The 21,401-nt window shown below is 72.6% G+C and carries 20 protein-coding genes; 10 read left to right on the top strand and 10 right to left on the bottom strand.

Features of this window, described 5'->3' with window-relative positions; all coding sequences use genetic code 11:
* Positions 1-25 precede the first annotated feature (25 nt).
* Genes ABZ990_RS03220 through ABZ990_RS03205 form a run of 4 tightly spaced genes read left to right on the top strand, consistent with a single transcriptional unit; the run spans position 26 to position 3,848 of the window.
* Positions 26-1,189 (top strand): aliphatic sulfonate ABC transporter substrate-binding protein, encoded by a 1,164-nt coding sequence (locus ABZ990_RS03220; protein ID WP_361224404.1) that lies wholly within the window; start codon positions 26-28, stop codon positions 1,187-1,189.
* Positions 1,190-1,244: 55 nt separating this feature from the next.
* Positions 1,245-2,045 carry an ABC transporter ATP-binding protein gene (locus tag ABZ990_RS03215; RefSeq protein WP_361224401.1) on the top strand — a complete coding sequence of 267 codons (801 nt, stop codon included), beginning with the start codon at positions 1,245-1,247 and terminating at the stop codon, positions 2,043-2,045.
* Positions 2,032-3,045 carry an ABC transporter permease subunit gene (locus tag ABZ990_RS03210; protein WP_361224398.1) on the top strand — a complete coding sequence of 338 codons (1,014 nt, stop codon included), beginning with the start codon at positions 2,032-2,034 and terminating at the stop codon, positions 3,043-3,045. The genes ABZ990_RS03215 and ABZ990_RS03210 overlap by 14 nt, the downstream gene beginning before the upstream one ends.
* 8 nt (positions 3,046-3,053) lie before the next feature.
* Complete coding sequence (locus tag ABZ990_RS03205) at positions 3,054-3,848, top strand: sirohydrochlorin chelatase (RefSeq protein ID WP_361224395.1); 795 nt, start codon at positions 3,054-3,056, stop codon at positions 3,846-3,848.
* A 111-nt stretch (positions 3,849-3,959) separates the two neighbouring features.
* Here ABZ990_RS03205 and ABZ990_RS03200 read toward each other — a convergent pair whose 3' ends face one another.
* From ABZ990_RS03200 to ABZ990_RS03185, 4 genes are all read right to left on the bottom strand, one after another.
* Positions 3,960-4,520, bottom strand: coding sequence for a DUF664 domain-containing protein (locus ABZ990_RS03200; protein ID WP_361224392.1), 561 nt, complete (start codon positions 4,518-4,520; stop codon positions 3,960-3,962).
* Positions 4,521-4,595: 75 nt separating this feature from the next.
* A complete protein-coding gene (locus ABZ990_RS03195) occupies positions 4,596-5,165 on the bottom strand; it encodes a TIGR03086 family metal-binding protein (protein WP_361224389.1) in 570 nt (189 codons plus the stop codon).
* 135 nt (positions 5,166-5,300) lie between these two features.
* The gene (locus tag ABZ990_RS03190) at positions 5,301-5,906 is read right to left on the bottom strand and encodes a DsbA family protein (protein ID WP_361224386.1); all 606 of its coding nucleotides are present in this window, start codon (positions 5,904-5,906) and stop codon (positions 5,301-5,303) included.
* A gap of 89 nt (positions 5,907-5,995) precedes the next feature.
* Positions 5,996-6,388 (bottom strand): nuclear transport factor 2 family protein, encoded by a 393-nt coding sequence (locus tag ABZ990_RS03185; RefSeq protein WP_361224383.1) that lies wholly within the window; start codon positions 6,386-6,388, stop codon positions 5,996-5,998.
* Positions 6,389-6,542: 154 nt separating this feature from the next.
* Between ABZ990_RS03185 and ABZ990_RS03180 the strand changes: the two genes are divergently transcribed.
* Positions 6,543-7,433 carry a LysR substrate-binding domain-containing protein gene (locus tag ABZ990_RS03180; RefSeq protein WP_361224380.1) on the top strand — a complete coding sequence of 297 codons (891 nt, stop codon included), beginning with the start codon at positions 6,543-6,545 and terminating at the stop codon, positions 7,431-7,433.
* Positions 7,434-7,477: 44 nt separating this feature from the next.
* Here ABZ990_RS03180 and ABZ990_RS03175 read toward each other — a convergent pair whose 3' ends face one another.
* On the bottom strand, positions 7,478-8,050 hold the full coding sequence (locus ABZ990_RS03175) for a TetR-like C-terminal domain-containing protein (RefSeq protein ID WP_361224378.1): 573 nt from the start codon (positions 8,048-8,050) through the stop codon (positions 7,478-7,480).
* Positions 8,043-8,888 (bottom strand): alpha/beta hydrolase, encoded by an 846-nt coding sequence (locus ABZ990_RS03170; RefSeq protein WP_361224376.1) that lies wholly within the window; start codon positions 8,886-8,888, stop codon positions 8,043-8,045. Before ABZ990_RS03170 ends, ABZ990_RS03175 begins: the two co-directional genes overlap by 8 nt.
* Positions 8,889-9,112: 224 nt before the next feature.
* Between ABZ990_RS03170 and ABZ990_RS03165 the strand changes: the two genes are divergently transcribed.
* Entirely contained in the window at positions 9,113-9,400 is a 288-nt protein-coding gene (locus ABZ990_RS03165) for a hypothetical protein (RefSeq protein ID WP_361224374.1), read from the top strand.
* A gap of 84 nt (positions 9,401-9,484) precedes the next feature.
* Here the strand turns inward: ABZ990_RS03165 and ABZ990_RS03160 are convergent, their stop codons facing one another.
* Positions 9,485-10,066 carry a DUF1697 domain-containing protein gene (locus ABZ990_RS03160; RefSeq protein WP_361224371.1) on the bottom strand — a complete coding sequence of 194 codons (582 nt, stop codon included), beginning with the start codon at positions 10,064-10,066 and terminating at the stop codon, positions 9,485-9,487.
* Positions 10,067-10,242: 176 nt separating this feature from the next.
* Complete coding sequence (locus ABZ990_RS03155; protein ID WP_361224368.1) at positions 10,243-11,457, bottom strand: S8 family serine peptidase; 1,215 nt, start codon at positions 11,455-11,457, stop codon at positions 10,243-10,245.
* Between the two features lie 459 nt (positions 11,458-11,916).
* Here ABZ990_RS03155 and ABZ990_RS03150 point away from each other — a divergent pair, with 459 nt between their 5' ends.
* Complete coding sequence (locus tag ABZ990_RS03150) at positions 11,917-12,774, top strand: aminoglycoside phosphotransferase family protein (protein ID WP_361224365.1); 858 nt, start codon at positions 11,917-11,919, stop codon at positions 12,772-12,774.
* A 48-nt stretch (positions 12,775-12,822) separates the two neighbouring features.
* Positions 12,823-13,653: an alpha/beta fold hydrolase gene (locus ABZ990_RS03145; RefSeq protein WP_361224362.1), complete on the top strand. Its 831-nt coding sequence runs from the start codon at positions 12,823-12,825 to the stop codon at positions 13,651-13,653.
* A gap of 98 nt (positions 13,654-13,751) precedes the next feature.
* On the opposite strand, the gene ABZ990_RS03140 is transcribed toward ABZ990_RS03145, so the two are convergent.
* Positions 13,752-14,510 carry a 3'-5' exonuclease gene (locus ABZ990_RS03140; RefSeq protein WP_361224359.1) on the bottom strand — a complete coding sequence of 253 codons (759 nt, stop codon included), beginning with the start codon at positions 14,508-14,510 and terminating at the stop codon, positions 13,752-13,754.
* A 203-nt stretch (positions 14,511-14,713) separates the two neighbouring features.
* A complete protein-coding gene (locus tag ABZ990_RS03135; protein WP_361224356.1) occupies positions 14,714-15,967 on the bottom strand; it encodes an SAV2148 family HEPN domain-containing protein in 1,254 nt (417 codons plus the stop codon).
* Positions 15,968-16,646: 679 nt separating this feature from the next.
* Between ABZ990_RS03135 and glgX the strand changes: the two genes are divergently transcribed.
* Both glgX and treY read left to right on the top strand, forming a co-directional pair.
* A complete protein-coding gene (gene glgX, locus ABZ990_RS03130; RefSeq protein WP_361224353.1) occupies positions 16,647-18,767 on the top strand; it encodes a glycogen debranching protein GlgX in 2,121 nt (706 codons plus the stop codon).
* 221 nt (positions 18,768-18,988) lie between these two features.
* Positions 18,989-21,382, top strand: a complete 2,394-nt coding sequence (gene treY, locus ABZ990_RS03125; RefSeq protein ID WP_361224350.1) for a malto-oligosyltrehalose synthase — start codon at positions 18,989-18,991, stop codon at positions 21,380-21,382.
* Positions 21,383-21,401: the final 19 nt, after the last annotated feature.

Below are 21,401 nucleotides of genomic sequence, written 5' to 3'. Positions count from 1 at the left end.
GCTCAGACCGAGGGGACCACCTCCCGTGCCTGCCACGCCTGCCACCACCCCCCGCACCACCCGTACCGTCTTGCGCCGAGGCATTTCCGCGGCCGCCGCCCTCCCCCTGCTGATCGGGGCGCTCGCCTCCTGCGGCTACGGTTCGCAGGCCGACGGGGCCTCGAACGGCGGAGCGGACAACACGGCGAACGCCGCGAAGAACGCGGCCCCGAAGGGTCCCAAGCTCTCGGCCGACACCGTACGGCTCGGGTACTTCCCCAACCTGACCCACGCGACGGCCCTCGTCGGCGAGCAGGAGGGCATCCTCCAGAAGGAGTTGGGCGGCACCGCGCTGAAGTCCACCACCTTCAACGCCGGCCCGTCCGAGATCGAGGCGCTGAACGCGGGCTCGATCGACATCGGCTTCATCGGCCCCTCCCCCAGCATCAACGGGTTCACCAAGTCCAAGGGCACCAGCCTGCGCATCGTGGGCGGTTCGGCCTCCGGCGGTGTGAAGCTGGTGGTGAACCCGACGAAGATCAAGACGACGGCCGACGTCAAGGGCAAGCGGATCGCCACCCCGCAGCTCGGCAACACCCAGGACGTGGCCTTCCTCAACTGGGCCTCGGAGCAAGGCTGGAAGGTCGACGCGCAGAGCGGCAAGGGCGACGTGTCCGTGGTCCGCACCGACAACAAGGTGACGCCGAACGCCTACACCACCGGTTCCATCGACGGCGCGTGGGTACCGGAGCCGACCGCGTCGAAGCTGGTCTCCGAGGGCGCGAAGGTGCTGCTCGACGAGCGGGACCTGTGGCCGGACAAGCAGTTCGTCATCACGAACATCATCGTGTCGCAGAAGTTCCTGAAGGAGCACCCGGACGTCGTGGAGGCGGTGCTGCGCGGCTCGGTGAAGACCAACGCGTGGATCAACGCCCATCCCGAGCAGGCGAAGACCTCGGCCAACGACAAGCTGCGGCAGCTCAGCGGCAAGCCGCTGCCCGCCGACGTGCTCGACAGCGCCTGGTCCTCGCTGCGCTTCACCGACGACCCGCTGGCCTCGACGCTGCGCGCCCAGGCCGACCACGCGGTGAAGGCGGGGCTTCTGGGGCAGCCCGACCTGACCGGCATCTACGACCTGCGGCCGCTCGACAAGGTCCTCGCCGCCGAGGGCCGATCCGCGGTCCCCGACGCCGGTCTCGGCGTCAAGTAACCGGGCACAAGCCCGCGTTCAGGTCTCCCGCCCCGTCTCCCAGGAGGTGACATCCATGGCTGCTCTCGACACGCTCGCCAAGGCCGAGGACCACGTCGTCGCCACGACCGGTCACGCCGCGCGGCTCAGCCACGTCTCGAAGTCCTTCGGCGGCCCTTCCGGCGGCCAGCTCGTCCTCGACGACATCTCGCTCGATGTCGCGCCGGGCGAGTTCGTGACCCTTCTGGGGGCCTCGGGCTGCGGCAAGTCCACTTTGCTCAACCTGGTCGCCGGACTCGACCGGCCGACCCGGGGAAGCATCGACACCCCGGGCGGCCGGCCCGCCCTGATGTTCCAGGAACACGCCCTCTTCCCCTGGCTGACGGCGGGCAAGAACATCGAACTCGCCCTGAAACTAAGGGGGATGCCGAAGCCGGAGCGACGCCCGGAGGCCGAGCGACTGCTCTCCCTGGTGCGCCTCGACGGCTCGTACGGCAAGCGGGTGCACGAACTGTCCGGTGGCATGCGGCAGCGGGTGGCACTGGCCCGCGCGCTGGCGCAGGCCGGGAATCTGCTCCTGATGGACGAGCCGTTCGCGGCGCTCGACGCGATCACCCGGGACGTCCTGCACGACGAGCTGACCCGGATCTGGCGCGAGACCCGGCTGTCGGTGCTCTTCGTGACCCACAACGTGCGCGAGGCTGTGCGGCTGGCCGAGCGTGTCGTCCTGCTGTCCTCCCGGCCGGGCCGGATCGCCCGGGAGTGGCACATCGACATCCCGCAGCCGCGCCGCATCGAGGACGCCGCCGTGGCGGAACTGTCCATCGAGATCACCGAACATCTGCGTGGGGAGATCCGCCGCCATGGCCAGCACTGATACGACGACGGCGACGCCCGGCGGCGACGCCGCCGAGGCCGGGGAGGCCGTCGCGGGAGGGGCGGCCGGGGTGGGGGCCGGGAGCGGGTCCGGGAACGGCTCCGATTCCGGGAACGGGTCCGTCTCCGGGTCCGGGAACGGCTCCGACGATCTGGCGGGCCTCGGCGCCGGTCTCGACGCCCTCGACAGCGTCCAGGTCCGCCGCGCCCCGGTCCGCGAGGTCCTGGTACGCAAGGTGCTGCCGCCGGCCATCGCCGTCACCGTCGTCCTCGCGGTGTGGCAGCTACTGGTGACGGCACAGGTCGCCGACGCCGGCAAGCTCCCGTCACCGGGCGCGGTGTGGGACAGCCTGACGGCCATGTGGCTGGCGGGGACACTGTTCGGCGTGCTGTGGACGAGCGTGTCCCGGGCACTGCTCGGCTTCCTGCTCGCGCTCGCGATCGGTACCCCGCTGGGTCTGCTCGTGGCGCGGGTGAAGCCGGTCCGGGCCGCGATCGGCCCGATCCTGTCCGGTCTGCAGTCGCTGCCGTCGGTCGCCTGGGTGGCGCCCGCGGTCCTCTGGCTGGGCCTGGACGACAGCATGATGTACACGGTGATCCTGCTCGGCGCGGTCCCGTCGATTGCCAACGGTCTGGTGGCGGGCGTGGACCAGGTGCCGCCGCTGTTCCTGCGGGCGGGCCGCACGCTGGGCGCGACCGGCCTGAAGGGCGCCTGGCACATCGTGATGCCGGCGGCGCTGCCGGGCTATCTCGCGGGTCTGAAGCAGGGCTGGGCGTTCTCGTGGCGCTCGCTGATGGCGGCGGAGATCATCGCGTCCTCCCCCGACCTCGGCCTCGGCCTCGGCCAGCTCCTGGAGAACGGCCGGAACAACTTCGACATGCCCGGCATCTTCCTGGCGATCCTGCTGATCCTGCTCGTCGGCATCGCCGTCGACCTGCTGATCTTCAGCCCGCTGGAGCGTACGGTGCTGCGCCGCCGCGGCCTGCTGGTGAAGGGCTGAGCGACCCCGTGAACACACCTGCCTCCGCCCCCGTGCTGCTCGTCCTCGCCCACGGCAGCCGCGACCCCCGGCACGCGGCGACCGTCCGGTCGCTGGTCGATCGCGCCGGTCTGCTGCGGCCAGGGCTGCGGGTGGAGACGGCGTTCCTGGACTTCAACCTGCCGTCCGTTCCCGGGGTGTTGGACCGGCTCGCCGCCGAGGGCGTACGCGAGGTGGTGGCGCTGCCGCTGCTGCTGACCCGCGCCTTCCACGCGAAGGCCGACATCCCCGCCGTCCTGAGCGCGGCCCCGCCCGCGCTCAGGATCCGCCAGGCAGCGGTGCTCGGTCCGTCGCCGCTGCTGCTGGCCGCAGTCGAACGGCAGCTGTACGAGGCGGGTTTGACGCCCGCCGACAAGAGCACGACCGGGGTCGTCCTGGCCTCGGCGGGCTCCTCCGACCCGGAGGCGATCGCGGTGATCGCAGAAACGGCGCGGGAGCTGCGGCGCACCGGTTGGTGCTCCGTGCGGCCCGCGTTCGCCTCCGCTTCCCTTCCCCGTACGGAGGACGCCGTACGGGCCCTGCGATCCGAGCCGGGAGTGCGGCGGGTGGCGGTCTCCCCGTACGTGATCGCCCCCGGCCGCCTCCCGGACCGCATCGCCGCAGGCGCCGCCATATCCGGCGCCGATGTCCTCGCCGACGTCCTCGGCCCCTGCCCCGAACTGGCCCGGCTGCTCATCGAACGGTACGAGGCGGCGGCCGGGGTGTGGCAAGGGGAACAGGAGCAGGAGCGGGCCGGACTGGCACTGGTGGCGGCAGCAGGCTGACGCCTGCCTCGCGCAGCGAGCCGCATGGCTCACTCGGGCCGCGCGGGTTCGGGGCCGGGCGCGCGTGACGCCCGGCCCCTCGCTCAGCGCACCACGCTCACCGCACCACGCTCACTGCCCCACGCGCCCGTCGACGCACTCGCGCAGCAGGTCGGCGTGTCCGCAGTGGCGGGCGTACTCCTCGATCCGGTGCACCAGCATGCTGCGGATCGAGACGTCGTCCTTGCCGACCCGGGTGCCGAGGTCGGCGAACGCGGCCAACGCGGCGTCGGTGGTGGCCTGTTCGCGTTCCAGATCGGCGTAGGCGGCGTCGACGAGGGCCTGGTCGGCGCGGGCGCCGTCGAAGTCGGCGTCGCGCGCCCCGTACAGCTTGGGCAGCCGCTCGTCGTGGGTGAGCCAGTTGCGCCAGTCCCGCTCCACCTCGGCGAGGTGCCGGATCAGACCGAGCAGCGACATCGTGGACGGGGGCACCGAGCGGCGGGCCAGCTGCTCCGGGTCCAGACCCTCGCACTTCATGCGCAGGGTGTACCGGTAGTCCGCCACATATCCGTCGAGAGTGGCGCGTTCACCCTCGGGGCCGGGCCCCTCACTGTCACGGGGGTCGTCCTTCGGGTCCACCCACATGTCGGGGTAGACGGTCGCCTGGGTCCATCGCTCGGGTTGATCGCTCATGTCGATCATGGTCGCCGCTGCTTTCTCCGCCCGCCACCGAATTCCCGCGCCCCCGGCGGGCCGGGGGCCCGCGTGTCAGGGGCGCCGACCGCTCAGAGCGAGAGCGCGGGTGAACGAGGCGTCATCGGCGTCGACTTCGGCCACCGGCTCGTCGAATCCCTCGTACTGCCGGTACATCCCCGCGTACCGCTCGACGACCTCCCGCACATACGCACCGGTCTCCTCCGGCAGCTCGAAGGCCCGTCCGGTGCTGTGGGCCAGGTCCCAGCCGTGCAGGGCGAGTTCGAGGACGAGCATGGCGACGATCTCGGCCGCCGGGACCGGGCTGCCGGCCATCTCGACCTCGCCCTCCCACGCCTCGGGCTTCTCCCACGCGGCGAGCGCACGGTCGAGCTGGTCCGCGTACCGCTCGGGCCAGTCGGCGTCGGCGGTGAAGTCGCGCGCGACCGTCTCCTTCGGCAATTCGGTGCGCAGGGCGCGGTGTTCCAGACCGTGGGCGGAGTAGAGGACGAGATGGTTGGCGAGTTCGCGGACCGACCAGCCGGCGCAGACCGACGGCCCGGCCAACTGCTCGGGGGTAAGGCCGCGAGCGACCCGGGCGGCTTCGGCGGCACAGAGGGCGAGGTGGTGGTGGATCGTGTTCATACGGCCGACGCTACGAAGCCCCGGCACGACGGGTCTTGAAGAATCGCGACACGGCCGGGCGCTCCGCCCCTGCCCCCCTGAGCCCGGACAACCCCTGCTCCCGGACCGCGCGGGCCGCCTGCCCTCGCGCGGAGATCAGCTGTAGTCGAGACCCCCGGTGCGGGTGCGCTTCAGCTCGAAGAGGTCGGGGTGGGCGGCGAGGGCGCGGACGTGGTCGAAGAGTTCGGCGGCGGCCTCGCCGCGCGGTATGGCGCGGAGTACCGGGCCGAACCAGGCGGTGCCGTCGATGTGCAGGGTGGGCGTGCCGATGTACGCGTCCGCGCCCGGGTCGCGGCCCGCGTCGTGGCTGCGGCGGACGAGCGCGTCGTACGCCGGATCGTGGGCCGCGGCGGCGAGTTCGGCGGGCAGGCCGAGTTCGGCGAGGGACTCGGCGACGACCACGCCGACGTCCGTTTCCTTGCGCTCGTGGATACGGGTGCCGTACGCGGTGTAGAGCGGGCGCAGGATCTCCTCGCCGTGCCGCTCGGCCGCCGCGGCGGCGACGCGGACGGGCCGGATGGAGTCGTCGACGAGGGTGCGGTACCAGTCGGGCAGTTCGTTGCCCTCGTTGTGGAAGTACAGACTCATCACCCGGAAGCGGAGGTCGATGTCGCGGTGCCGCTCGACCTCCAGCATCCAGCGTGAGGTGATCCAGGCGAACGGGCAGGCGGGGTCGAAATAGAAGTCCACAGTGGTCGTCATGCCGGAAAGCCTAGGCAGCGGATGGACCGCACTTCTGGGCCATTTCCTCGCCCTGCGACTGGGCCAATTCGGCACCCCGCGCGTGCTGTTCAGCTGGTCGGCTCGGTGGGCTCGACGGGGGTCTCGACCGGGGTGAACTCGGGCTGGTCGAGCACGCGCAGCCAGCTTCCGTCGGGCTGGCGGCGGACGACCTGCGCGCGGGCGCCCGCGCCGTCCTTCGGCGCGGTCGACGTGAGGGCGAGCCCGTCGCCGACCAGGGCGGGCAGCGGCGTCTCCGGCGCGAAGCGGGGACGGTTCGCCAGCACCTTCTCCCACAGCGCGCGGATCGCCTCGCGGCCCACCGTCCGCCGGCCGGGCGGATACGCCAGCACCGCGTCCTCCTCGTAGAGCGCGGCGACTCCGGCCGCGTCACCGGCGTTGGACCGCTCGACGAACAGACGGGTGATGTCCTCGGGGCTCATGGCCTTCTCGTACTCCGGCACAGGGGTTCTCCTGACGTGACGCGTGGACGGGCCGCGGCAGGTGGGCCACAGGCGGGCAGCCGTGCGCGCGGGGCGGCTGGAACGCTTCCCAGCCTCGTCCCCCACCAATCAGAAGTCCAACAGATGGTTCTTCTCCTCACTAGAATCCACAGTCATGGAACTGAGGCAGCTGGAGTACTTCGTCGCGGTCGCCGAGGAACGGAACTTCACCCGCGCCGCCGAGCGCGTCCACATCAGCCAGTCCGGCGTCAGCGCACAGATCCGGCAGCTCGAACTCGAGCTGGGCGCCACGCTGTTCGACCGGTCGGGCCGTACGGTCACCCTCACCGCGGCCGGGGCGGCGGCGCTCGATCACGCCCGCGCCGCGCTCGCCTCGGCCGGGGCCGTCGGCCAGGCGGTGGGCGAGGTGACCGGGCTGATCCGGGGCAGCCTCACCCTCGGGATGGTCGTCGGCTGCACCCTCACCCCGCTGTTCGACGCGCTCGCCGCGTTCCACCAGGCGCATCCCGGGGTGGAGATCGCGCTGCGCGAGGACGGTTCCGACCGGCTCGTGGAGGGGGTGCGCACCGGCACCCTGGACCTGGCCGTCATCGGGGCGGCGGGCGCCGCGCCCGCGGATCTGGAGTCGCTGACGATCGTCAGCGAACGGCTCGTCGTCGCGGTCCCCGACGGGCATCCCTTGGCCCGGCGACGGCGCGTCACCCTGCGCGACCTGATCCCCTACCCGCTCGCGTGCATGCCGTCCGGAACGGGCCTGCGCACCCTGTTCGACCAGGCCTGCGCCGCGCGGGGCCTGCGTCCCACGATCACCCTGCAGGCCGGTGCCGCCGACGCGCTCGCCGGCCTCGCCGCGCGCGGACTCGCCGCGACGGTCCTGAGCGAGTCGATGGCCGCGCGGTACGAGGACCGGCTCACCGTCCGCCCGCTCGACGACGTCGAGGAGCCGGCGCTGCTCGCCCTGGTGTGGAAGGGATCGCACGGGCCGGGCGCACGGGAGTTCCTCGCGCACGGGCGACGGGCGTTCACGGCCGGGCCCGCGTCCTGACCGGCGGCGCCCCACGACAGAGCTCCGATGCGGGCCCCTTTCCCCTACGCGGCTCCCATGGCGCGCAGGCCCCGGTCGGCGAAGGTGACCAGCCACTCGAAGCTCTCGTCTATGTCGGTGCTCCACTGGAAGCCGTTGGCGGCCTGCAGCGTGGCGAACCCGTGGCACAGGCTGCGCAGCATGCGCAGGGCGTGCCCGACGTCCGCCTCGCCGATCGCGTAGCCGCGCAGGACGGCCGCGAACGCACCGAGCAGACGCTCCCCCGCGAGGGCCAGCGGGTCGTCGGAACCGGCCGGCTCCATGCCGATGGTCGCGGCGTAGCGGCCGGGGTGGGCCACGACGAAGGTACGGAAGGCACGGGCGGCGGCGGCCAGGGCGTCGCGTTCCGTACGGCCGTCGACCGCGCGTTCGACGGCGTCGGCGGCCTGGCCTAGCGCCAGGGCGGCGATCCGGCGGTTGAGGTCGTCCTGCCCGCCCACGTGTTTGTACAGGGACGGGGTGCGCACCCCCAGCCGCGCGGCCAGCGAACCCATCGTCAGCTGGGCGAAGCCGACCTCGTCGGCGAGCGCGGCGCCGGCCGCGACGACGGCCGCCGGGTCCAGTCCGGCCCTAGGCACGGGCGGCCTCCGTCCGGAGGAAGTCGAGCACGAGGGAGACGACGCGGTCGGGGAACTGGTCGTGCGGGTAGTGTCCGGCGCCTTCGATCATCTCCAGGCGGCCGAGGCCGGCCGGCAGGTCCGCGACGATCGCCGTCCCCTCGGCGTGCGGGTCGGCCCAGTCGGGGTCGAGGGTGCCCTCCAGGACGAGGACGGGGCAGCGGACGTTGCCGAGCTGCGCGCCGGCGTCGGTCGGGGCGCTCTTGCCCATGTTCTGCATGGCCTTCATCCGGCCGGGCTCGTTCAGCCGGCGCTCGATGAGGTCGAGCCGCTCGGCCCAGTGCGCGGGCTTGGCTCCGGGGTAGGCCACGTCGAGGTACCGGCGCCACATCGGCAGGCTGCCGAACAGGGCGGTGCCGAGCAGCCGCAGCATGCCCTGGCGGTAGCGGGTGACCCGCAGGTCGCCGAGGCGCATGGACTGCTTGCGGGTGAACGGCGCGATCTCGACGACGGCGGTGATCAGCGCGGGCTCCCGCGCGGCCGCGATGGTGGCGGCGCCGCCGGAGACCGAGTGCCCGACGAGGACGGCGGGGCCGCCGAGGTGGCGGACGAGGGCGAGCAGATCGCCGGCGATGTCGGTACGCGTCCAGGCGGGCCAGTCGACGCTGGACTCGCCGCAGCCCCGCAGGTCGACCGCGGCGACCCGGTAACCCGCCGCCACGAGCTGCGGCATGACGGCGCGGTACGCCTCGCGGCTGTCGCCCATGCCGTGCGCGAGCACGATCAGCGGGCCGGATCCCGCGATCTCGTAGGCGAGGGTGCCGCCGCCGTCGACGGTCAGGTACTCGGTCTCGGTCATGTCGTCCCCCAGAGGCTTGGCTAATCTCGTTAGCCAAAAGCTAATATGATTAGCCGAAAGAGTCAACAGCGGAACCCGGGCGGGGCAGCAGGGAGTACGCGACCTTCGGAGGGGACCCGCTGGAGGCTCGCGCGAACGCGCCCGCGTCCGCGTCCGGCTTCGGCGGAACGGAGTCGGTCGCCGTGAGAGTGACCGCGCGGCACCTTTGCCGTGATCATGGGGACGTGGACACGGAACTTCCCGACGGCTGGACGATCGAGCGGGTGCGCTCCGCTTCGGGCGACGTCGCCGCGGACCCGCTCCCCCTGGAGCGGCTCGTCGTCATCGAGGAGTACGAGGACGGCCGGACCGACTACGCCGTCCTCCAGCCCGACGTCATCCTCTCGTTCCACGAACTCTGTCTCGCGCGGGTCGACGGCGACTGGTTCATGGGACATCTCGAAGCCGACGGCTCGATCGTCTGCTGGGCCTCCTACGGCCCGGATCTGGGCGAGGCCATCCGAGGGTTGTGAGCCGGGCGCCGCGACACGCCGACGGTCCGCACACCGGCAGTCCGCACGCCCACAGGCCCCGCGCCGCCCGCGTACCCGCGTCGCTCAGGCGCCCGCCGTCATCCCGACGAGCTTGCGCACGGTGTTCCAGTTGCGCGCGGTGACCGTGAGGCCCTTGAAGAAGGCCGGGCGGCCCAGGGCGTCGCCGAGCTTCGAACGCCCCAGCCCCTCGGGGGTGTACAGGTACAGCGCGCGATCGCCGAGCGCGAAGGCCTCGGGGGCGAAGACGGCCGGATCGAGGGAGGCGAAGCGGTCCGCGTCGAGGGGGCCGGAGCAGTAGAAGGCGTGGAGCTGTTTGCCCTCCAGTTCGGCGGCGGGGAAGGGGCAGGCCCGCTCGACGGCCGACAGATAGGCGTGGTCGCGTACGAGGCAGGGGACCGTGAAGCCGAAGTGCCGCTCGATCGCCGCCTCCAGCTCGGCGGCCAGTTCGCCTTCCGCGGCTGCCACGGACCCGGACCCCGCCGTCGCGCGGTCGGTGGTGAAGACCGCGTTGCCGCTCTGCAGATAGGTCCGCACGCCGGTGTGGCCGAGCCCTTCGAGCACGGAGACAAGCTCCGCCATGGGGACCTTGTTGCGCCCACTGACGTTGATGCCGCGCAACAGGGCGGCCCACGTGGTCGTCGTCATGACCTCACCCTAGGGTCCGCCCCGGTCCGTGTCCGGCAGGTCCCAGCAGCACGACGACGGCCGCCGTGCCCCGTGGGGGAGGGCGCGGCGGCCGTCGTCCGGCCGGCCGGGGCCGGTGCCGTACGGGTGCCCGAGTCCGTACGGCACCGGCCGGTCGGCGGCCGGGTCGGTCGGTCCTACTCGACGATCTTCAGGAGCCGGTTGGCGGTGCCGGGGCTCGCGTTGCCGATCGTGTCCGGGGTGGCCCCGTCGACCAGCGCCTCGGCGACCTGGTCGGGTGTGGCGTCCTGGTGGCCGGCGAGGTAGACGGCGGCGGCGCCGACGACGTGCGGGGTGGCCATCGAGGTGCCGGAGATGGTCTTGGTCCCGCTGTCGCTGTCGTTCCAGGCCGAGGTGATGTCCGAGCCCGGGGCGTAGAGGTCCACGACCGAGCCGTAGTTGGAGAACGAGGACTGCTCGTCGTCCTTGGTCGAGGAGGCGACCGTGAGGGCCTCGGTGACCCGGGACGGGGAGCCCTGGCCCGCGTCGGAGGACTCGTTGCCGGCCGCGACGCCGAAGGTGACGCCGGAGGCGATGGCCTGGCGCACCGCGTCGTCGAGGGCCGGGTCGGCGCCGCCGCCGAGGCTCATGTTGGCGACGGACGGGCCCTGGTGGTTCTTGGTGACCCAGTCGATGCCGGCGACGACCTGCTCGGTGGTGCCGGAGCCGCTGTCGTCGAGCACCCGGACGGCGACGATCTTCGCCTTCTTCGCGATGCCGTAGGTGGATCCGGCGATGGTGCCCGCGACATGGGTGCCGTGGCCGTTGCCGTCGTCGGCGGTGTCGTCGTTGTCGACGGCGTCGTAGCCGAAGGAGGCGCGACCGCCGAAGTCCTGGTGGGTGATGCGGACTCCGGTGTCGATGACGTACGCGGTGACGCCTTCGCCCGCGCTGTCGGGGTAGTTGTACGCGTCGTCGCCGGCGGTCTCGGTCTGGTCGACCCGGTCCAGGCCCCAGGACGGCGGGTTCTCCTGGGTGGCCTCGATGCTGAACTTCCGGTTCTGGACGACCTTGGCGACGGCCGGGTCGGCGGCGAGGCGCTTGGCCTGGGTCTCGCTGAGGCCGTTGACCGAGAAGCCGTTGACACGGGAGTCGTAGCTGCGGCGCAGGGTGCCGCCGTACTCCTTGGCCAGCTCGGACTTGCCGGCCCGGCCCTTCTTCTGGTCGAGCAGCACGACATAGCTGCCCGCGACGGCGTCCTTGACGCCGAGACCGTAGACCTTGCCCTCGGCGGGAGCGGGGGCCGCTCCCGCGAACTGGCCGGTGAGGACGGTCACTCCGGCCGCCGCCGCGATCGCGGTCGCGACGGCGATGATCCGGGTGCGCTTGCGGTCACGCTTGTGTATTGCCATGAAGAGGAGTCTCCTCGTCAGGTTTTGTGGGGGGTTGAGCCGTCGGACGGAACCCTTCCGGCGGCTTGCTCGAAACCTTGTCTGATTGACGAGTGCAAATCAAGGCCTTCACGAACCCCTGACTTTTCCAACAAGCTTCCTTAAAGAGAAAAGGGGCGAGTCGCCTCAACTCGCCCCTCACATCTCTAGAGTTGTCGGCAACCCCACCCGCCGAAGCCGCCCCGCACCCCCCGCCACGGCCCGGCCCCGCCCTCCCTCTCCGATGCCACGCGCGCGCTTCGGGCACCCCTTCCACACCCCCGCCACCGCTCCGGCCACCACTCCGGCCACTCTCCCGGTCTCCCGGCCACCACCCCGAGGCCCCGGCATCCGCCCCGCCACCCACCCGGCCGATCGCGGCGGCCACCAGCGCGGATGCGAGACTTTGGCGGAAATCGCACCTGATGTGGGGAGAGCACGATGAACGAGGCGCGGGCCCGGGAGATCCTGGCCGCCGCGGGACTGCGGGCGGACGAGGCGACCCTGCTCGCCCTGGGCGAGAACGCGGTCTTCGCCCTCGGCGACCTGGTGGTCAAGGTCGGCCGGGACGCCGAGCTGCTGCCGCGCGCCACGCGCGAGGTGGCCCTGTCCGGCTGGCTGGAATCGGCCGGCATTCCGGCCGTACGGGCGGCGGAGTCCGCGCCCCTCGTCGCCCTGGGGCATCCGGTGACCCTCTGGCACCGGCTTCCCGACGCGGTCCGGCCGCCGGAGCCGCGTGATCTCGCGCCGCTGCTGCGGGCCGTCCACGCCCTGCCGGAACCCGAGGACTTCGAGCTGCCCCGCCGCGAACTGCTGGGCGGGGTGGAGCGCTGGCTGCGGCTCGCGGGCGACGCCATCGACCCGGCGGACGCCGCGTTCCTGCGCGAGCGGCGCGACTCCTTCGCGCCGACGGCCGCCGCGCTCACCCCGCACCTGGCCCCCGGGCCGATCCACGGCGACGCGCTCCCCCGCAATGTCCACGTCGGCCCCGACGGCCCGGTCCTGGTCGACCTGGAGACCTTCTCCTCCGACCTGCGCGAGCACGACCTGGTGGTCCTCGCGCTGTCCCGGGACCGCTACGGCCTGGACCCGGCCGCCTACGACGCGTTCACCGAGGCCTACGGCTGGGACGTCCGCGCCTGGGAGGGCTGCGCCGTCCTGCGCGGCGCGCGGGAGACCGCGAGCTGCGCCTGGGTGGCCCAGCACGCGCCGGCGAACCCCAAGGCGCTGGCCGAGTTCGAACGCAGGGTCGCCTCACTGCGCGACGGCGATCCCGAGGTGCGCTGGTACCCGTTCTGACATCATGGCTCCCCGTAACGAACGGACCGGTCGGGACGGGGTGTTGTGATGCGCGTGGAACTGTCGGACGTCACGCTGGACGTCGAGGTGAGCGGCGAGGGACCGGCGGTCCTGCTGGTGCACGGGTTCCCGGACTCGCACCGGCTGTGGCGCCATCAGATCCCGGTCCTGAACGCGGCGGGCTTCCGTACGATCGCGCCGACCCTGCGGGGGTTCGGCGCGTCGGACCGTCCGGAGGGCGGCCCGGAGGCGTACTCCCCGGCCGCCTCGGTGGGCGACCTGGTGCAGCTGCTCGACCGGCTCGATGTCGAGCGGGCCCATCTGGTCGGCCACGACTGGGGAGCGGGCATCGTGCAGGGCCTCGCCCAGGGGCTGCCGCACCGGGTGCTGAGCCTCAGCCTCCTGTCGGTCGGTCACATCGCCGCCTACCGGCAGGCGGGCTGGACGCAGAAGCAGCTGTCCTGGTACGTCCTGCTCTTCCAGATCCCGGAGATCGCCGAGAACTGGCTCGCGCACGACGACTTCGCCAACCTGCGCGACATGCTCGCCGAGCACCCGGACGTGGAAGAGGTCCTGGAGCCGCTGCGGGCGCCGGGCGCGCTGACGTCCGCGCTGAACATCTACCGCGCGGGCCTGCCCCCCGAGCTGGTGTTCGCCCCGGAACTTCCGGTGCCGCCACTGCCCGACGGGTTCCCGGTGCTGGGGATCTGGTCCAGCGGCGACCGTTTCCTCACCGAGTACCAGATGACGGGTACGAGCGAGCGGGTGTCCGGCTCCTGGCAGTACGAGCGCGTCGAGGACGCGGGCCACTGGTTCCCGGTCGAGCGGCCGGAGTCGACCGGCGAGCTGCTGCTCTCCTTCCTCAAGTCCCACTCCTGACACCCTCGGGCCCAGTACCTCTCAGGCAGCCCACACCCCTCGGCCCGGGATCCGGGAACGACCGCCCCGCCCCCTGACCGTCCGGACCGCCCCCGCCGCTAGAACGGCGCCCGGGCGGTCACCGGCTCCTCGGACCCGGGCGTGAGCACGGACAGGCCGCGGATCGGCCAGACCGGGTCGATCACCGCCTGCGCGTCCCCCTTGCGGCGCAGGAAGGCCTGGAAGTCCACGGCCCAGGTCCGGTACCAGCCGATCTGGCTCTCGTGCAGCGCGGCCGGGGTGAGGGCGGCGACGGCCGGGTGCCGCTCGGCTATCGCGATGGCGACCCGGACGGCGGCGAGCGCGTCGGCCGACGCCTGGTGGGCGGCGGTCAGCTCCACCCCGTACTCCCCGCAGACCGCTTCCAGGGTGCGCTTGCCGCGCCGGTAGCGGTCCACGGCCCGGTCGATGGTGTACGGGTCGACGACCGGGCCTATCGTGGCGCCGCCGAGCCGCTCCTCCAGGGAGGGCAGCCCGTGCCGGCGCAGTTCGGCGGCGAGCAGGGTCAGGTCGAAGGACGCGTTGTACGCGACGACCGGGACCCCGTCCCGCCAGTACCCGGTGAGGGTCTCGGCGATCTCGTCCGCCACCTCGCGGACCGGGCGGCCCTCGGCGGCGGCGCGTTCGTTGCTGATGCCGTGGATCGCCGACGCCTGTTCCGGGATGCGGATGCCCGGGTCGGCGAGCCAGTCCCGCTGCCGGACCACCCGCCCGCCGTGGACGCCGACGACCGAGGCCGTGACGATCCGGGCCTCCAGCGGATCGGTGCCGGTGGTCTCCAGGTCGAAGCCGACCAGTGCTTCCGCATGCCAAGCCATCGGGTCCTCCTTACGTGATCTCCCCCGTGGTGATGTTCACCCTCGCACGCGCCACTGACAATCCGCCGCGGGCCATCGCTCGGGCGACGGCTCGGGCGCGGGGTCGGGCGCAGGGCCGGGGTACGACGCCGGGCGTGACACCGACTGTGGGGCGGGTGTCGGTCGACTGCGGGGCGGGTGTGGGTCGGAAGGCGGTCCGGCGGTCAGGAGACCGGCCGGGAGTCGAGCCACACGGACTCGAATTCCTCCCGATATGTCGAGAAAAGCCCGTTGTCCTCGTCGGCGTCGGCGGCCCCGTTCGGCCGCACCATGTTCCGTCCGCCGCCCCGCAGCACCAGGACCGGCGCCTCCATCCCGCGCGCCTTGCGCAGGTACGACTGGACGACGGCGACCCCGTCGGGGCCGTCCCCGTCGACGAGGTACGCGGTGAAGCGCGGCGTCTCGTCGAAGACGTGGATCTGGAAGGCTCCGGGGTCGCGCAGCCGGGAGCGGACCCGCCGCATGTGCAGGATGTTCATCTCGACCGCGCGGCTCAGCTCGCCCTTCTTCAGACCCAGCTCGCGTTCGCGCCGCTTGACGGCGCTGCTGGCCGGATTGAGGAACAGCAGCCTTATCCGGCAGCCCGACTCGGCCAGCCGGACCATCCGGCGCCCGGAGAAGTTCTGCACGAGCAGATTGAGGCCTATGCCGGTGGCGTCGAGCCGGCGCGCCCCGCCGAACAGGTCCTCGGCCGGCAGCTGCCGCTGGAGCCGGACCCGGTCGGGGTGGACGGAGACCACGTCCGCGTACCGGTCGCCCACCAGGTCCTCGACCGCGTCTACCGGCAGCCGGTCCGCCGAGGGCACCCCGGCGCCGCTGCCCAGGATCTCCAGGAGGCGGGCGGAGGCCCGTTCGGACTGGGCGAGCACGGTCAGCGACAGGGCCCGGTTGCGGGAGACGACGTTGCGCGTCACCTCCAGTTCGTCGAGGGCCAGCTCGACCTCGCGCCGGTCGTCGAAGTACGGCTCGAAGCACGGCCAGTGCTGGACCATCAGCTCGCGCAGCTGGGGGAGGGTGAGGAAGCTGAGGACGTTGTCGTCGGCCGGGTCGAGCAGATAGCCCTTGCGCCGCGAGACCTCACGGACCGCCACGGCCCGCTGGACCCATTCCTGCCCGGCGGGTCCTGCCGCGGCGACCACCCAGTCGTCGCCGTGCACCGGCTCGTAGACGGGGCGCAGCACCGCCGCGACGACGGCCCGCAGCCGCTGCTCGACGAGATTGAGCCAGATGTACGCGCGGCCGGCCCGCTGGGCCCGGGTGCGCACCTCGCTCCACGCCTCGGCGCCCCACTCCAGCTCGGCCCCGATCTCCACCGGCCGGGCGACGGAGACCGCGCCGGGCGGCACCGTCGCGGGCTCGGCCGCCCCGCCGTCGCCACCCGCCTCGCCTGGGGGCAGCTCCAGCTCTCCCGAGCTCACCCGCGCACCGCCTTCTGCTCCCGGACATCCGATCCGGCCCACCGGCCGGACAACCCGCCACTACCACCTGACAACGATCAAGGAAGGGTACTCCGGGACCGGGAGCCGACGCAGCAGGATCGTCCGGGGCTTTGCCCAACTGCCCGGATCCGGGCCGAGGTTCCCGGGGTCAAGATCGTCCGGAGTGAGCGGATTCATAGGGGTACGCCCCACTGTCGGGCCACTCCGCCCCACCGGCCCCGCCCCGCGCGGCACGGCCTTCCACCGAGGGGCGACGGCGCGGAACCCGATGTTGACCGCCGGGAGCGGACCGGCCGGACTCCCCCGGTTCGCCGGGCTTCCCGGCCGCGTGTTCGGGCCGTCCACGTGTTCAGACCGGCGGCGCGTTCGGACCGGCCGCGTGTCCAGACGGGCCGCACCTTCGGACCGGCGGCGCGTCCAGGCCGTCCGCGCGTTCGGGTCGCCCTCACCCGCGGCGGCCACCCTCCACAGGCGATCACCCGTCCGGAGGAATCGGCCTCCTAGGAGCTTGTCCGCTTTTCGGGCAGGATCGGCCTTTCGGACCGGGTCGGCCCGTAGGGCGGTCTCCCCGCCGCGTCCGGCTCGTTCCGCTGCCGTTGGCGCCGCGGTCGCCGTGTGCCGCTGCCCGCCCCGGATCGGAAGTGGGAGAGGTTCGCCTATGCAGGTCTGGCCGGGACAGGCGTATCCCCTGGGCGCCACCTACGACGGCGCCGGTACGAACTTCGTGGTCTTCTCCGAGGCCGCCGACCGTGTCGAGCTGTGCCTTCTCGACGACGACGGGGCGGAGACGACGGTCGAGCTGCGCGAGACGGACGCCTTCGTGCGGCACGCCTATCTGCCCGGGGTGATGCCGGGGCAGCGGTACGGCTTCCGGGCCCATGGTCCGTACGCGCCGGAGCGCGGGCTGCGCTGCAATCCGGCGAAGCTGCTCCTCGATCCGTACGCGCGGGCGATCTCGGGCTCGGTCGCGTGGGGGGAGGCGGTGTACGGCTACCCGTTCGGGCGGCCGGACGCGCGCGACGACCGCGACTCGGCGCCGCACACGATGACCTCGGTGGTGGTGAACCCGTACTTCGACTGGGGCGACGATCGCAGGCCGCGCACGGAGTACCACCACACGGTCATCTACGAGGCGCATGTGAAGGGTCTGACCATGCGCCATCCGGATCTGCCGGAGGAGCTGCGCGGGACGTACGCGGGGCTCGCGCATCCGGCGGTGATCGGGCATCTGAAGGAACTGGGGGTCACGGCACTGGAGTTGATGCCCGTCCACCAGTTCGTGAACGACCACCGGCTGGTGGACGCGGGGCTCTCGAACTACTGGGGCTACAACACGATCGGCTTCTTCGCCCCGCACAACGCCTACGCCTCCTGGGGCGATCGAGGACAGCAGGTCCTGGAGTTCAAGGCGGCGGTCCGGGCGCTGCACCAGGCGGGCATCGAGGTGATCCTCGACGTGGTCTACAACCACACCGCCGAGGGCAACCACCTGGGTCCGACGCTGTCGTTCCGGGGCCTGGACAACCCGTCGTACTACCGGCTCGCGGAGGACCAGCGCTACTACACGGACACCACCGGCACCGGGAACTCGCTCCTCATGCGCTCCCCGCACGTCCTCCAGATGATCATGGACAGTCTGCGGTACTGGGTGACCGAGATGCATGTGGACGGCTTCCGCTTCGATCTGGCGGCCACGCTGGCCCGCCAGTTCCACGAGGTGGACCGGCTGTCGTCGTTCTTCGACCTGGTGCAGCAGGATCCGGTGGTCAGCCAGGTGAAGCTGATCGCGGAGCCGTGGGATCTGGGCGAGGGCGGCTACCAGGTGGGCAATTTCCCGCCGCAGTGGGCCGAATGGAACGGCAAGTACCGGGACTGTGTCCGCGATCTGTGGCGCGGCGAGCCGCAGACGCTCGCCGAGTTCGCCTCGCGGCTGACCGGCTCCTCGGATCTCTACCAGGACGACGGTCGGCGGCCGCTCGCCTCGGTCAACTTCGTGACCTGCCATGACGGTTTCACCCTGCGCGACCTCGTCTCGTACAACGAGAAGCACAACGAGGCCAACGGCGAGGGGAACCAGGACGGCGAGAGCCACAACCGTTCCTGGAACTGCGGGGTGGAGGGCGAGACCGACGACATCGGGATCCGGGAACTGCGGGCCCGGCAGACCCGTAACTTCCTCGCCACCCTGCTGCTTTCGCAGGGCGTGCCGATGCTCAGCCACGGCGACGAGTTCGGCCGCACCCAGGGCGGCAACAACAACGCATACTGCCAGGACAGCGAGGTCTCCTGGGTGGACTGGCCGAAGCCGGGTGCCGAACCGGAGGCCACACTCCTGGAGTTCACCCGGGCGATGGTGCGGCTGCGGCGCGAGCATCCGGTGTTCCGGCGCCGGCGGTTCTTCCACGGCCGGCCGGTCGAGGGCACCCACGACGAGCTCACGGACATCGCCTGGTTCACCCCGGAGGGCGAGGAGATGACCGCCCGGGACTGGCAGGCCGCACACGCCAAGGCGCTGACGGTGTTCCTCAACGGCGACGCCATCTCCGAGCCCGGCACCCAGGGCGAGCGGATCGCCGACGACTCCTTCCTGCTGATGTTCAACGCCGAGTCGGCGCACCTGGACTTCGAGGTGCCGGACACGCACGGCGAGCGCTGGCAGGTCGTCGTGGACACCTCCCACCCGGAGGGCATGCCCCCGGAGCGCGGGCCGGAGGTCACGGCGGGCGAGCGGGTGACGCTCGCACCGCTGACCCTGACGGTGCTGCGCCGCCCCGCCTGACCCGTAAGGCTCCGAGGCCGGGCCACCACCCCGCGCCTGACCCGTACGGACCCCGACGCTCGTCACGCGGGGCGGCCGGCCGAGTGAGCCGAACGAGTGAGCCGGGACGGCCGCGCGGGTCCGGGCCGCCCCGGCGAGGGGCGTGGTCTCCCGCGTCCGACACCCGATCGGACGCGGGACGGGATGACAAGGAAGGCGTCCGGCGGGGTACGTACGTTCGCATGACGTCCTCCTCGCAGCGGGCGCTGCCCACCGCCACCTACCGGCTCCAGCTCGGGCCGGACTTCCCCTTCGCCGCCGCCGCGCGCGCCGTGCCGCACCTGGCCGGGCTCGGGGTCTCGCATCTGCATCTGTCGCCGGTGTGGGAGGCCGTGCCCGGTTCGGCACACGGCTACGACGTGACCGACCCCCGGCGGGTCCGGGCCGAGCTGGGCGGCGAGGACGGGCTGCGGGCCCTCGCGGCGACGGCGCGGGAGCACGGCCTCGGGCTGGTCCTGGACGTGGTGCCGAACCACATGGCGGCCTCACCCCGGCACAACCGCCCCCTGTGGGAGGCGCTGCGGGAGGGGCCGGGGTCGCCGTACGCCCGCTGGTTCGACATCGACTGGGCGGCGGGCGACGGGCGGGTGCTGCTGCCGGTACTGCCGGCGCGCCTGCCGGACGTCCGGGGCCGACTGCGGGTGACAAACGGGATGCTCGCGCTCGACGGGGCGGACGGTCTGGATGGGGCGGACAGTCCGGACGGGCTGGACGGGCCGGTGTTCCCGCTGCGGGCCGGTACGGAGGGACTGCCCCTGGACGAGCTGCTCGATGCCCAGTTCTACCGGCTCGGCTGGTGGCGGCTGGCCCGCACCGAGCTGAACTACCGGCGTTTCTTCACCGTCGCGGATCTCATCGGGGTGCGGATGGAGGACCCGGAGGTGTTCGCCGCCACCCACGCGAAGGTACGGGAGCTGGTGGCGGACGGGGTGGTGGAGGGGCTGCGGATCGACCACCCGGACGGGCTCGCCGACCCCGAGGACTATCTGGCCCGCCTTGAGGAGGCGACCGGTGGGCGGTGCTGGATCGTGGTGGAGAAGATCCTCACGGGGGACGAGGGTCTTCCCGGGGCGTGGCCGGTGGCGGGGACGACCGGCTACGACGCGCTGCGGCGGGTGGACGGCCTGTTCACGGATCCGCTCGGCGCCGAGGAACTCGCCGATCTGTACCGGGAGTTCACCGGCCGGGCGGGCGACCGGGGTGGCTACTGGGAGGCGACGGCCCGGCGGGCCGCGTACAAGGTGGTGACCCATGAACTGACCTCCGAGATCGTCGCGTTGACCCGCTCGGCGGCCCGGATCTGCGCGGCCGAGCCCGCCCTGCGCGATCACGCGCCCTGGGCGCTGCACACGGCGATCCGTGAACTCCTGGTCCGGATGCCGGTCTACCGCCCCTACCGCACGGGCGGCGAGCGGGTGCTCACGGCGGAGGCGGTACGGGGCGCGAAGGCGGCGTTCGCGGTACCGGAGGAGGCGACGGCGGTGGACGTCGTGCGCGGTCTGGCCCTCGGCGCGTACGGGGACGGCCCCGGGCAACGGTCTTTCCGGGCCCGGTTCGCGCAGACCTCGTCGGCGCTGCGGGCCAAGTCCGTGGAGGACACGGCCTTCTACCGATACACCCCGCTGCTCAGCGCCAACGAGGTGGGCGGCGACCCGGGCCGCCCGGCGGTCTCACCGGAGGAGTTCCACGCCTTCTGCGCCCGGCTCGCCCGGGACTGGCCCGCGACGGGGACGGTGCTGAGCACCCACGACACCAAGCGCAGCGCGGATGTGCGGGCCGCGATCGCGGTGCTGTCCCAGTGTCCGGGGCGCTGGGCGGAACTGTTCGCCGACGTGACCGCCCGGGCCTCGGACGTACCGGCGCCGGATCCGCATCTGGCATGGACGGCGTGGCAGACCGCGTTCGGCTTCGGCGCCCCGGACGCGGAGCGGCTGGGACCGGCGGTGCTGAAGTCCGTACGGGAGGCCGGGCTGCACACCAACTGGACGGAACCGGACGCCGGTTACGAGCGGGCGGTGGCCGACTTCGCCGCGGCGGGGCCGGGCCGGATCCCGCTGCGCGGTCCCGCCGGTCCGGCGGCTGGTCTCGAACCGCACATCCGGGCCCAGCTCCTGGGCGCCACGCTGGTCCAGCTGACGATGCCGGGGGTGCCGGAGCTGTACCAGAACACCGAGCGGGAGTACCGGGCCCTGGTGGACCCCGACAACCGGGCGCCGTTCGCGGCCGGTCCGGACGACGACAAGACGGCGGTGGTACGGGCCGCGCTGCGGCTGCGCCGCGACCGCCCGGAGCTCTTCGGCCCGGCGGGCACGTACACCCCGCTGACCGCGACCGGCCCGGCCGCCCGGCACTGTGTCGCCTTCGCCCGTACAGGGCAGGTGCTGACCGCCGTCACCCGGCTGTCGCTGCGGCTCGCGGAGACGGGCGGCTGGCAGGACACCACGCTGGTGCTGCCGGAGGGCCGTTGGGCCGATCTCCTGGACGGAGTACGGGAGTTCACCGGCGGCCCTGATACTCCGGTGAAGCTGGCGGAGTTGTTCGAGGCCCGGCCGGTGGCGCTGTTCGCGCGGGCCTGAGAAGAGAAAGAGGGGGCGA

It is taken from the genome of Streptomyces sp. NPDC046203, from assembly GCF_040646255.1.
Classification (GTDB): Bacteria; Actinomycetota; Actinomycetes; order Streptomycetales; family Streptomycetaceae; genus Streptomyces.
The sequence above is the reverse complement of the archived record's forward strand: the minus strand, read 5'-3'. Positions and strand labels throughout refer to the sequence as shown.